Genomic DNA, 12,050 nt, shown 5'->3' with positions numbered 1-12,050 from the left:
ATCGCTTGAATTCTGATCACGGCCGCAACTGAGCGCCATCGCGTTGGCTTGCCTCGATGCGCTGCAATATCTCGCGCATGACGCGCGTGTCGACGGAAAGGCTATTGAGCGTACTCTCAACGGCCTTCATTGAAGTAGCCGCCTCGGCAGCCTGCTTCTCCACCGCGGAGATCCGGAGCTCGTGCTTGTCGAGCAGCCGGAGAGATACCTCTGCCGCGGTAAGGCGCTTGTCGAGGCGATCGATGGATTGGGCGTGCGCTTCCTGGTTGGCGTTGACACGCTCCCATGTCGCGCCCCACGCGATGAGGCCGCCGCCGAAGCCGAACAGGATCACCAGGGTGTTGAGGTTTAGTTCCCATTTCCATGCGGGTGCTTTCACGGTGGTTTTCTCTCCGCTGTCCAATCCCCTGCCCTCGTAGAATGCAATGCTGCCGAATGGTTATTCACTGCAGCCGGCCAGAGATTGGCAGGTGCGATTGTGAGCAGCCACTTGCCGCGCGAATGGCTGATCATTTGCGATGATGAATTGTCGCGTTGCCGGCGACGGAGTCAGGACCGAGAACCCGGCTCCTTCACTCGCAGAGCTTCTTGTCTGGCACCCAGCGACCGCCAAGAGCGGCACACAGGCCAGCGTCATCAAGAGCATTGATTTCCGCATTGGTGCGGCTCCTTTGTTCGATCAATTCCATGGAGCGTTTGAGAGAAGCGGCGCGCTCTAGCTCGCGTCCTTCTTCTCTGGCCTCTGGCAGCCACAGGAGAGCGTTGATGGCCGAGAATAGTAGGAAGCCGCCGATGGCGCCTATCGCGTACTGGCGGGCTCCCCAGAAGATGTAAAAGAGGCCGATCATGTCGACCACCCCAGCCGCTTCGCCAAGCGCCACCAGATGACGGGGATGGCCGCGAAGATTCCCGAGATCAGCGCCTCGATGCTCGCGACCAGATCAGGGTCGGTCGTCACTAGATCCTTGACCTCCTCGCCGATAAGACCTGAGCCGTAAAGCCAGCCGGCGACGAGGTAGAGAGCGATTCTTATCCATACGACCATGATCATCACCCGCAGAAGGCGCCGAAGAGATTGCAAGGGACCGAAGCAAACCACGCGCCGGCGGCAGCCAGAGCGGCCAAAATAAGCGCAGCGATGCCGCGGGACTTGGAGGCGGGTGCGGGTGGCGGATCGACTTCGACGGACTCGGGAACGGGCTGGATGTCCACCGGCCGGCGCGCGGTGGCGAGAACCTGGCGCAACACCGCCTCCACCTTCTCCGACTTCACCAGCGCCTTGTTCACCCCATCGCCGGCATAGAAGCTCATCCCACGATTGATGAACCGGTGCGAGCCCTTGCAGTCGGCCAGGACCGGGAACGACGCCCATTCCATCGCCAGGCGCCGAGCGAAGTCGACCAGCGTGATCTTTCCGGTCACGAACTCCTCATAGCCGCGGCGCTTCAGGAGGTGATAACCAAGCCGGTCTTGCAGGTCGGGCGTGAAGATGTCCGTTCCGCTGATCGACGGGATTTCCTTCGCCAGGCCGATCAATGTGGCGCGCATGAACTGGTAGGCGCCCGCCGCGCTCGATCCGTGGTTTTTCGACCACTTCCTCTGCTCGTCGACGACGTCTCCATAGTTCATCGTCGTGAGAGGCTGCTTCAGCTTCCCCTGCTTATTCGCATAGATCACGTCATAGGACGCGCGGTCGCTCCGGCCGACTTCCGTCTCGCGGATGAAGTCGAGCAGGATCGCCGCGCCGGGAGGAACGGTCTTGTCCATGTTTCACCTTTTCATTGAAAGTAGCTGCCTAGTCGCTGCGTGGCCCGAGACTCATGAGGCGAGAATCACTTAGCTTGCCGCGAAAGGAGTCTCAGATGGCCATAGGGATTGAAGTAAGTGCAGGCGGGCCTGTTTTCGAAGACATGACCATCAGCGATTTTGACGTTGGCATAAGCCTCCGCAATTCACACGGGGGCGTCTTTAACCGTCTGCAGTTCAACAACGTGCGACATCCGTGGGATGTCGAACACAGTAGCGTAGGGGTCTCTGGCACCAGGATTTCCAACGACCCGAAGTCGACGGAGCCAGCAGGTAAATCAATGGTGGGCTATCGACGACCCAATGGGCCGCCCCTACCGGCGATGTGCCCTCAATGCCGCACTGTATTCCCATCCAAAAACTACAATGTTGGGAGTAGCAGGTTCTACGGCTTCGACAACGAAGACACCTGCCCAAAGTGCCGATGCGAGCATGCCAAGCTAGTGGAAGGTATCTTTGATCTTGGCGAAGAAGTTGCGCGGATCATCGAAGGAGAGCCGCTTACGCACGCGATGTTCGCGGCCATCGCGCACATCGCGAAACAGATGAGTTCTGGCGAACTCCCAGCGTCTGCAGCTATCGAAGAAGTCGCTAGGGTGTCCCCCGGCCTAGGGGCCGTTTTCAAACGGTACATGACTTGCCCGACGACACTTGCTTGGCTCAGTTTGTTCGTGACAACGTTAGGGATTGCACTCCCGTATTTGTGGCCGGCCCAGCAAGAGGACACCTGCGCGATATCGGAATCGTTCCAGCGAGACGGCAGAAGCACACGATATGAAATCCGGACGACTGCTGAAAAGTGCCTCCAGCAACTGGCGAAAGTAGAGATATTTCTAAACGACGATACGATCGAACAAGAGAGCGGCATACCACCCCAGAATGAGCCCCCAGAAAAAGCGCCTTCGCCTGAGGTCAGCAACGATACCCACAGCCAACCCGAAAACAGCCGCGAGGGCGTAGAGCTTCCAATGCGCGGCCCCCTTCCGCTCGATAGACCCGAGAACCCGTAGCGCAAGCTGTTCCATTGTTTTCACCGGCATTCGTATCGGGAAATCGACGCTCCGCGATTGCCTTGGAGGCTCAGGTCGTCACCACGACGCCAGCGGTCGCCCAACCACTGAACGAAGCATCAATCGTCGACGTGACTTCGCGGATGAGCGTGTTGTTGGCTGGGGTATTGAATGCCCGAAGGAATGGTCGGGACGTAAAGTTGCTTCGGCCATGCGTTCCTAGGAGCTTGATCACGGAGCTAGGAACCGTCGAACTCACCTGGATAGGGCTTCGATCGCCGCCGTCTTGGCCTATTCGATCCCACACGACATTGCTAAAGCAGATATTCTCATACGCGCCGTCACCCTGCAGATTGACGCCTGCTTGCAAGGTTGGCCCGATAGTGCCTCCGATGACAAAGATATCCTTGATGGGATTGGCGGCGCTAGAAGTCATACGGATAGCATGATTTGCCATTCTGTTCCCGCTGGCCCCAATGTAGCCGGCCGCATTGAAGTTCGTCAGGGTAATGTTGCGCGAGCCAGGGTTAAGTTCGAAGATGCGCGACCCCGCTTGCGCCGAGAAGCGGCACTGGATGTCCGTCGCTTGCATGTCGATAAAGACACCCTTGAACAGCCCGCCATCGCAGCCGACATCGGCCATGACACCGTTAACCTCGATGCCGCCGATGTTCAGCGCGTATGTGCCCGCATTCAACAGGAACGGTGATTGCATCACGTGAACGCGGTTGCTCAGAATGCGAACCCCGCGAGTACCCGTGTCAATACCGTCAATCGATGTGCTGCCGCGAGGTGTCCACGTAGCTGGCTGATCGAACTCAATACCAGCGGTGTGAAAATCAGAAATCGTATTTCCAAAGAATTCTAGGCCGCGACCTTTGTGATAGATTGCCCTCGCCCCGAAATTGAGGCTCATATTCACGATCCGAGCGTCAATGTCGCGGTATGTGTCGACAGTTCGTTCCAGCCAGAACATGGTCGTGGTCACGTTCGTGTCGTTGCCCCTGACGCTGAATCCGGACGCCTCGAAATTGTCGTGGCCGACTTGGAACAAGACTGGCAAGGCATCATCGACAACCTTAATTTGACTAACCGCACCAGCATTGCGGTTTGACTGAATTGTCGCGCCGATTTTCGAACTCTCAAGGTTGCAGACGACAGTATTGTTGGCCTGCAATATCACTCCGCTTACGTCGATCATTTCGCCGGATGACATGGCAGACTGGAGCGCGGCCGTATCGACGGTCGCGTTGCCGGCACCCACGTCTGTGAGGGATGAGCCGAACGCCTTGATGTGCCATGCGCCCCTTGCCTTATGATAGGTCAGCTTGAGACCTTCGCCCTGAAGGACTTGGCTATTAGGATCCAGGATACTGATCGCTTGTGAGCCAGTTAGATCTTCCGGGTCGCCAGCACCTGCCGTGGCTCGTCCCTTGATCGTGGCGGTTGCCATGTCCGCCTGTTTAGCGTTCGTAACCGCGTTGTCGGCAATCTTCGGCGTTGTGACAGCGCCCGCCTGAATTTTCGCAGTGCTTACGGCATCATCGGCTACTGATTCAAGGAATAGATCCCAGTGAGCATCCTCGGCTGGCGCGTGATTCTGGCTTGGCTGCACAGCGATCCAGATGCGGCCCTGATAGCTGACCACGTCTGCTCGGCGATAGGTTGCGGAGCTTTCCCACGGCCCACGCCAGGGAACACGGCCGAAGAGCGTCTGATTTGTCACCTGCTCCCAAGTCGCACCGATAGGGTTCCATTCCTTGAGCAGGGCCGGGTCGAAGTTCTTATCCAGCCAGAGCTTCGACAGGTCGGATGGCGGGAGCGTGCCGTCTTCCATGTTGTCGAGAAAGCCGGCGGCGCGCAGCGATGCAAGTACAACCTCTGACCATCTGATGTAGAAGCCATTGCCAGACGTGAGCGTGGTTCCGCTCATGAAGAAGCCGTAGTGCTGGCTGTCGCTGAATTCTGTCGACATGCATTTACCTCAATAGGCAATAAGGCCGCGCAGCAGCCTTGCGTTGTGAAACTGTTTGGGGTTTGATCGCCGCGAGTGGGCGTTGGGGGATTCTTATGCGTAGATGCGCTATCGCACTTGCGGTGCTGCTGGCCGGGTGTGTGACCGGACCTGTGAACGTGCTTCACAAGACAGGTTCATCGTTGGCTGAACGGCAACTTGCGGCGGACGAATGTCGGATAGCGGGCCTGCAGCAGGTTCCTGAGTCCACGCAGATCCATACCAATCCCGGCTATTACAATCCGGGGACGCTGCAGTGCTCGACGATAGGCAATTACACGAGCTGCAACCGTGTCGGAGCAGTGAATATTCCTGGCTCTGTGACAACCTCGGATGCAAACCAAGGCCTGCGCGAACGCTTCATTCAGAGATGTTTGGCCGCCAAGGGATACGACATTGTGCAGCGGCCAATTTGCCGAACTCGGCAGGAAACTGCGGCCTACGAGGCAGTACGCAACAATCAGCCCCCGGCCGAGCAGATTTCGTGCGTGCCCAACGATCCGATTTAGTCGACCGCCTCTGCCAACGCAGGCTTGAGGCCGATGTGAATGGCTGAGCGGACTCCCGGAAGGGTAGCCCCAGGCAATTGCCGGATAACCGCATTCGCGCCGGATTCTTTGACATCACCGTCTGCGACCTGACGAAGGATCTCGGCCAGATCCTCGAAGGCACCGACGCTCGGGCCGGCGAGCGCACCGAACTTCCCGCGGCTCGCATAGCGCGAAGCAGAACCGCCGCGGTCTTCATCTCCGGTAACCGCCTGAGCAGCAGTCATTAGCCCGGGCAAGCCAATCTTCTCGACGGTATTCGAAATCTCAAATGGAATAGCGAGCACGCCCGAACGATCGAGGCCGTTCGCGATCCACAAGCCCGGATTATCCAGGAGCCGCTGCGCCTCGTCGGAATCCCCGCGCTCGATGTATTTCAGGTAGGAAATCAGCATGCCGATGCCTGTTGCAAAGACGAGCTGCTCGGCGAGGCGATGCGGGCGCTCTTGAAGGCCGGCGAGAAGAATGCGCTGGTGAGCTGCGAGAGCGAAGCTTTTAAACTGGAAAAGCAACTTGCCAAGGTTCGTCTTCATCCAGAGCGGATTATCCGACACGCCTTTGACGATGATGGTGCGGTCAGCGTCCTTATTGAGGGCAGCCGCCCAAGTCCGGTAAGCCAATGCGTCATCCCAGGCCGACGCATTAGCGCCGTAGATACCCTCTTCCTCGATCCCGTGCCGGCGGAACTGTGACGCGATCCGTTCAGCCATGTGCTCATCGATGCCCAGCATCGCGAGATAGGCCCGCTCTTCCTTCGCCGCCTTATCCCACTCCAGAGCAACGCGCATAATACGGTTTTGCGACATCACCGAGACCATGGTCCTCAGCGTGTCGTTCCACAGTCCGAGGCCGGTGGCCTTGGTGAAAAGATTCGAGGTGTTTGAAAGGAACCGATCGAACGTGGAGCCGTGCCGGTACGGGTCTTGCAAATCCGCAAGCGATGCCAGCCGGGACTGCAAAACGCGCTCAGCAACGACGCCAAGCTCGCGAGCGTCCTGCCTGGCAATCTTCGCTGCCTTGGTGCCGCTGACAAGCCCGGGCAGAGCTTCCCGCATGGTGGCTCGCATTCCGAATTTTCCCAGAACGTTGACGGCATCCGTTAGGCTGGTCATCACCACGCCGCCCATGAGGCGGACATAATTCCAGGTGAGAGCCGCACGAGTAATCTTGCTCCAGTCGCTGCCTTCCTCGGCCGCACGATAGGTGCCGCGGATCAAGTCCCGAAATGCCGTGAGGTTCTTGACGTCGCGGGCTTCGGCAGCATTGAGCTTTTCGCGTTCTGCATCCGTCTTCGCCGCTTTCCGAAGATCCGTGTATTCGCGCGTGATTTCCTCAAACTGCTCCTTCATGTCGGCGCGGCCGAACTTCTGCGCTATCTCGACCTCAGCCGCCATCGTGCGAGCATAGCGGCGCAGCACCAGTTCCATATCGTTCTCGAGGAAGTCTTCGACGCGCTCGTCTGGAATATTGAAGGTGCGCTCCTTCAGCGGTCCACGCGTCACAGGAACGAGCCATTCGGGCACATCACCCTGCCCCCGGCCGGTCAGGTTGTTGAAAACCGAGTCCACGATTTCGTTGATGTAATCGTCGCGGTCCTCATGGCTGACAAAGTCGGGGATGTCCTGTTTCTGCTTCGGAAGCGTCTTCTTGAGCTTGTCCGATTTGGCGGTGGTCTTGGCGATCCTCTCCTCTATTTCCTTCGCCTCGGTGGCGAGTTTCCGCATCTCGGCCTCCAGTTCGGGCGTGAGGCGTCCTTCGGAGTCGACAAGCTTCAGTGCCTCAAGACGGTTCGTGACGCGGATCTGCTGATAGCGAGCGGCGCCATATTCACGGCGAGCCTTGGCGTAATCAACCATGCGGCCAATTGCCGGCGAAGCCTTCGCGAGATCCGCACTGGCGTTAATCTCGTCTTCCAGGGTACGCAGTTCGTCAGCGACCTTCCGCGCTTCCGCGTCGGAAATGATCTGCTCGTTCTTAATTGCGTCTGTGGCCTGGTCGAACTCCTCGATTTCCCGGTTGAGGCGAGCAATCTTGGCGTCGACCTCACCCAAGAGATTTTCGGGGCCAAGCACCTGATTAAGGTGCTCGCGAATTTCCTTGATCGTTGCGTTCTCGCGGAGCCCGATCGACTGCAGCCAGAGCCGGGCGTTTTCAGTAAGCGCCTCTGCGGAAGCAACTTCGGCCTCGTCAGCACTGGACCGGATCGGAACACCCGCCATTTCCGCGCGGATCGCGTCAATGATGGAGTCCTGCAGCACGTAGCCGTTTTCGTCGGTCGGAAGATTGTCGAAGAGGTCGAATTCGCGGGCAACGATATTGTCCGCAGCCCCGCGCCCGCCCTCACGTTTGAAGAGGCCAGGCACGGTTTTGGGGTTTACCCCGATAGCCTCCAGTTCGCCGGCGAGAGGCGAGCCGATGCGAACGCCCCCACGCTTCCTCAGGATCGAGAGGACCGGCGTCTTCGCGCGCTTCACGTTCTCGGAGGATCTGGCTTCCTTTACGGTCTTGATCAAGGAGTCGTCTGCTGCTCCCTCGCGGAGCGCATCAACGACGGGACGTGGCGCACGCTTCTGAAGGACATCGAAACGGCGAGCCTCCTCAGTCTGAACCCGCGAGAGCATGCCGCCGCGAATGCGGGCGCGGTCGGAAAGCCGTTTTTCGATGTTGGACAGGCGCTGAAACGCCTTGTTGAACCGGTCGTCAACGTACATCGACTCGACAATCTTGTTGCCGAGCTGGCGTTCCTCCTGCCGGATAAGGGCCCGGTCCAGCTCTTCGTTGAAATATTTGCGCGCGATATCTCGGAAACGCGTTTCCTCGCCGATCAGCCGCTGGCGGTTCCACATTCGCGTGACATAGCTTGCCGCCGTCGTCGTCTTCACGTCGTCGGGAAGGAGCTTCAATTCCTTCGCACGCTCTAGCAATGGATCGAAAATCAGGCCGCGCGCTTCCCGTGCGGCCCGCGTCACGAACATGTTGCCGTCAGGGTCAACGTCACCGCGGCGGCCGGCGTGAGCGATTGCCTGATAGAACTCCGTCCGCGTCCCGGTATAGCCGGCCTTGCGTGCTTCCCGGTAAAGTTGGCGCGAATTGCCGAGCCAGGTGCCGACCGCACCGCGCTCGTAAAGCTTCACCGAGTTTTCAACATCTGCCCCGAGCGACCGGCCTTCCATGTTCATGGTCGTATAGATCGGATTGTCGACGAGCCGGCCGTAGACTTCGCGGACCTTCACCGACGGCGACAGCATTGTTTGAATGCCCGGATTGATACGAACTGCAGCCGTTGCTCTCGCGAGCAGGTCCGCAGCTTTCGGACCGCCAATTCCCAGGTCAGAAAGGTCGAGCTCTTCGACGGAGTCCGCACCGGCCGCCTGCATCCGCTTGACGATGGTGTTCGTGACGTCGATCGGGTCTGCGACGTCGTCGGTCAGATCCGCCTCGAGTTGCTTGCTGACACGCCCCCACTCGGCTTTGCTGAAGAACTTCGCACCAGCACCACCAATAAGCCCGCCCAGGATAACGGAGCCTCCCACGGCAAGCGCGCTTTCTGCTGGCGTGCGCAGTTCCTGCGTGGCCTGCAGTCCCGCCTCTTGGGCAAGGGCGCCAACGCCGGCAGCAGCACCGACCGAGGCAACCGACCGCAATGCCGAATAGCCGACCTTGCCGGCTCGGACGAAGGCACCGCCAGGAATGAGCGTGGGAATGTCGGTCAGCCCCGCAGCCATCGAAACGCCGAGGCCCGTCCAACCGCTTGCCGCAAGCGTTTCGCGGTCGCGCTTTTCCTGATCGATCTGAGCCTTTTTTGCATCCGCCGCCGGCCTGCTGAATACGTTCTCGAAGCGGTCCGCGTAATCCTCGTAGCCCTTCAGGTCCTCGAAGACATTGTATTCAGGGTCGACTGAATTGACGTCGCCGGCCGCCAAGTTGATCCGGGCATTGGTGAAGGCAGATCCGATGATGTTTTCCTGGCGATAGGCGGCGGAAAGCGTGTCCATGAAAGCCGGGTCCGGCCTGTCATAGTCTGATATCCCGACCGTCGCGGCTTCAGGCTGAGCTCGTGTGAAATCCAAAGGCATCAGTAACCGCCTCCACCACCGCCATTGATCGGGCCGGGGTTGAACCCGCGCAGATCACGCAAGGTCTCGTCCTGGCGGACGCGCTCGCGTTCCTGTTCAGCAGCGCGAGCCTTCATCCAGTCGGGACCGACTGTCTGGTCAAAGGCGTTCTCCGCTGCGTCGCGTTCGCGAATAGAGCGCTCGCGGTTTTCGATCATGCGGCCCTCGGACTGGCGAATGCTGTTCGCCTTCTTCTCTTCGTACCGCTTCTTCATCTCGATCGTGTCGGCGTAAAACGGCACATTGAACCGTTCGAGCTTCCCGTCCTTGCGGTAGAGCACGACATACCGTGGAGGCAGGCCTGCGCGGATATCTCGAGCCGTCATCTCGTCCGGATGCAGGAAGAACTCTTCAGCCTCGACGCCCTGACCCTTCATCGTTTCCGCCAGCTGCTCGCGAATGTAATCGAAGGTGCCATCAGGAGCCGGCGGATAGGCCTTCTCGGGAGGGTTCTTGACGACGACGTTGTTTCCCATCGTCGAGAAGCCCGTGACTCCGTAAGAGCGCTTGAAACGCTCGTCAGCCGCCAGTTTCGCGGCCGTCATGTCGCCACCGGCTTCAACGATTGCTTCCTGGTAGATCGATCGATACTCGGCCAGCATTGCAGCTTCCGCGGCGGGGTTGGGTCCCAGGGAAGGATTCGGCGCAAGACCGAGACGGCTCGTGTCGAAGGACGAAGCGATTGTGTCCGCAGAGACCGCCTTTAGCGCATCCGCAACAGTCTTCGACTTGAGCAAGGCCTCACGCTGAGAAGCCTTTTCCGGATCATTGGCATCGACCAGCTTCCGGCCAGCCTCTTCTGGCGAATAGCCCATGTCGCGGGTGTAAGCCCTGTAGACGTCCATTTTGCTCCGGACGCCGGCAGAGCCTTCGAACGCACCGAAGGATACAGGCGCATTCTTTGAGAGAACGAGGCCCGCTTCCATCGATTGGGCAACCACGGCCGGATCTGTGGACGATGCGCCGTTCCGCAGCTCTGCCTGCACCGTCTTGGGAATGTAGCCGGTGCGCGCGACGAAATCGGAGGTGACGGCCTTCTGCTCTTCCGGGCTCGCGGCGACGGAAAGAAGCTTCTCATATCCCTTGTCGGCAACCTTCACCTGATCCGCATTGAACGGATTGACGTCAACATTGCCCTGCGCCAGCGACCCGATGAATTGGTTGACGCCCGCACTTTCCTTCAGCGCCGATCGAAGCGAGGTGATCAACTGCGCCTTGTCACCGGTATCTAGCGCGGGGTCCTGCAAGATGACGCTTTCGCGCACCTGCTCCGGCTGCGTGGCAATCAGGAGGCTATAGCTGTCCTTTGCGGCCGCACGCTGCTTGGTAATCTGCTGGCTGTATTCGGTTTCGCCCCAAGATGCCAACTGCGCGCGACGCTCATAGGGGATCGCGTCAAGATCCGGATCATTTGCAGCTGGCGTGTAGGTGCCGCCCAGAAGCGCCGCGGCTTTCGCCTTGTGCTGCTCCATCTGGTATTTCACCTTGTCGGCCACGGTACCAGGAGCGCCGCCCTGCTTATAATCGGAGCGGTCATAGAGGCCCGGGGCCCCGGCATTCACGGCCGAGTAGATGTCAAGCAGTCCCATGCCAGGCTGAACGCCCGCATCGCGGAGATACCGGCCAACCGCCGCGACCTGCTGCTCGATCGGCATATCTGCAGTGACGCCATATTTGGCGCGCTGCGGCTCGCCCCACTGGATCAGGCCGCGATGCTCACCCCATTTGGTCGTCGGGCCCTTTTTCCAAGGATCGAACGTGCCCCCTGTCTCGTAAGACATGACAGTGGCGAGATCGACGGGATTGACACCGAGTTGCTCAGCCGTCTGTTGGATCGCGTTGGAGAGCCCCTTTGCGTCAACAGTAATGCCCTTCATCTGGCGGACGGCAGTGTCGGGGTCCTGCTGGAATTTCCAGCGCCACTTGCTTTCGGCCGCATCAGAGTCCCACAGGGCGCGACGCTCAGCCTTCCACGCTTCCGGCATGTCTGCAGAATTGATTGCCTCCAGACCCTGCTTCTTGAGCTGGTCGAATGGAGCAGCGTTGTTGCCGATCTGCGTTCGGATCTTGTCCAGGTTGCCGTTCGTGGTGCGGTCGTAGAAGTTCGTTTTCGACTGCTGTTCGTAGGCGTGAGACTTGCCATACAGGCTGTTGCCAAGGCCGAGGAGGGTTTGCCGGGACTGAGCGTTCTGCCCTTCGGAAATGTTGGCAAAATTCGCCTTCACGAAGTCGTTGGCACGCTTCTCGTAGCCTTCCATGAAGGACCGGGTAAAGCCGATTCCGCTTTCGCTGGCTTCCTCACGCGCCTTGTTAAACGACTGCTCTTCTTGATCGCGAAACTGCGCAATCTTCGTTTCGAGGTCGAAGCCGGCCTTGTTCTGATTGTCGAGCGCCTCCTGGGTGCGAAGGTCGTTCAGATTGTAGGCGACATGCGTTAGAGCCTGGCCAGCATCTGCGACCGCGGCGCCAACGCTTACAGACGGCCCAGAGGGCGCTATGCGGCCCGATCGAGAGCTGGCATAAGCAACGTCGCGAGAGGTGGGAATCGTAACCATTT

The 12,050-nt window shown here is 59.2% G+C and carries 9 protein-coding genes; 2 read left to right on the top strand and 7 right to left on the bottom strand.

Annotated elements, in window-relative coordinates:
- Window positions 1-16: 16 nt before the first annotated feature.
- The 4 genes from SINAR_RS0112090 to SINAR_RS01000000133475 all read right to left on the bottom strand — a co-directional run bounded on the left by SINAR_RS0112090 (window position 17) and on the right by SINAR_RS01000000133475 (window position 1,767).
- The gene (locus SINAR_RS0112090; RefSeq protein WP_033057671.1) at window positions 17-379 is read right to left on the bottom strand and encodes a hypothetical protein; all 363 of its coding nucleotides are present in this window, start codon (window positions 377-379) and stop codon (window positions 17-19) included.
- 193 nt (window positions 380-572) lie between these two features.
- Window positions 573-848 (bottom strand): hypothetical protein, encoded by a 276-nt coding sequence (locus SINAR_RS0112085; RefSeq protein WP_027999338.1) that lies wholly within the window; start codon window positions 846-848, stop codon window positions 573-575.
- Window positions 845-1,045: a Pam3-gp28 family putative phage holin gene (locus SINAR_RS0112080; RefSeq protein ID WP_150823913.1), complete on the bottom strand. Its 201-nt coding sequence runs from the start codon at window positions 1,043-1,045 to the stop codon at window positions 845-847. The genes SINAR_RS0112085 and SINAR_RS0112080 overlap by 4 nt, the downstream gene beginning before the upstream one ends.
- A gap of 5 nt (window positions 1,046-1,050) precedes the next feature.
- A complete protein-coding gene (locus tag SINAR_RS01000000133475; protein ID WP_084617355.1) occupies window positions 1,051-1,767 on the bottom strand; it encodes a lysozyme family protein in 717 nt (238 codons plus the stop codon).
- A 95-nt stretch (window positions 1,768-1,862) separates the two neighbouring features.
- On the opposite strand from SINAR_RS01000000133475, the gene SINAR_RS1000000136635 reads away from it, so the two are divergent.
- Window positions 1,863-2,816, top strand: coding sequence for a hypothetical protein (locus SINAR_RS1000000136635; protein ID WP_150823912.1), 954 nt, complete (start codon window positions 1,863-1,865; stop codon window positions 2,814-2,816).
- A gap of 70 nt (window positions 2,817-2,886) precedes the next feature.
- On the opposite strand, the gene SINAR_RS0112060 is transcribed toward SINAR_RS1000000136635, so the two are convergent.
- Window positions 2,887-4,791 carry a hypothetical protein gene (locus SINAR_RS0112060; RefSeq protein ID WP_027999335.1) on the bottom strand — a complete coding sequence of 635 codons (1,905 nt, stop codon included), beginning with the start codon at window positions 4,789-4,791 and terminating at the stop codon, window positions 2,887-2,889.
- Between the two features lie 95 nt (window positions 4,792-4,886).
- Here SINAR_RS0112060 and SINAR_RS1000000136630 point away from each other — a divergent pair, with 95 nt between their 5' ends.
- Entirely contained in the window at window positions 4,887-5,339 is a 453-nt protein-coding gene (locus SINAR_RS1000000136630; RefSeq protein ID WP_150823911.1) for a hypothetical protein, read from the top strand.
- Here SINAR_RS1000000136630 and SINAR_RS0112055 read toward each other — a convergent pair.
- Both SINAR_RS0112055 and SINAR_RS1000000134685 read right to left on the bottom strand, forming a co-directional pair.
- On the bottom strand, window positions 5,336-9,454 hold the full coding sequence (locus SINAR_RS0112055) for a hypothetical protein (RefSeq protein WP_027999334.1): 4,119 nt from the start codon (window positions 9,452-9,454) through the stop codon (window positions 5,336-5,338). The genes SINAR_RS1000000136630 and SINAR_RS0112055 overlap by 4 nt on opposite strands.
- A complete protein-coding gene (locus tag SINAR_RS1000000134685; RefSeq protein ID WP_050577497.1) occupies window positions 9,454-12,048 on the bottom strand; it encodes a hypothetical protein in 2,595 nt (864 codons plus the stop codon). Before SINAR_RS1000000134685 ends, SINAR_RS0112055 begins: the two co-directional genes overlap by 1 nt.
- Window positions 12,049-12,050: the final 2 nt, after the last annotated feature.

Source organism: Sinorhizobium arboris LMG 14919 (assembly GCF_000427465.1).
GTDB lineage: Bacteria > Pseudomonadota > Alphaproteobacteria > Rhizobiales > Rhizobiaceae > Sinorhizobium > Sinorhizobium arboris.
The sequence above is the reverse complement of the archived record's forward strand: the minus strand, read 5'-3'. Positions and strand labels throughout refer to the sequence as shown.

Excerpts from the sequence above, each read along its gene's own strand:
- SINAR_RS0112060 (WP_027999335.1), bottom strand. The coding sequence starts at position 4,791 with ATGTCGACAGAATTCAGCGACAGCCAGCACTACGGCTTCTTCATGAGC.
- SINAR_RS0112085 (WP_027999338.1), bottom strand. The coding sequence starts at position 848 with ATGATCGGCCTCTTTTACATCTTCTGGGGAGCCCGCCAGTACGCGATA.
- SINAR_RS0112055 (WP_027999334.1), bottom strand. The coding sequence starts at position 9,454 with ATGCCTTTGGATTTCACACGAGCTCAGCCTGAAGCCGCGACGGTCGGG.
- SINAR_RS1000000136630 (WP_150823911.1), top strand. The coding sequence starts at position 4,887 with ATGCGTAGATGCGCTATCGCACTTGCGGTGCTGCTGGCCGGGTGTGTG.
- SINAR_RS1000000136635 (WP_150823912.1), top strand. The coding sequence starts at position 1,863 with ATGGCCATAGGGATTGAAGTAAGTGCAGGCGGGCCTGTTTTCGAAGAC.
- SINAR_RS0112080 (WP_150823913.1), bottom strand. The coding sequence starts at position 1,045 with ATGGTCGTATGGATAAGAATCGCTCTCTACCTCGTCGCCGGCTGGCTT.
- SINAR_RS1000000134685 (WP_050577497.1), bottom strand. The coding sequence starts at position 12,048 with ATGGTTACGATTCCCACCTCTCGCGACGTTGCTTATGCCAGCTCTCGA.
- SINAR_RS01000000133475 (WP_084617355.1), bottom strand. The coding sequence starts at position 1,767 with ATGGACAAGACCGTTCCTCCCGGCGCGGCGATCCTGCTCGACTTCATC.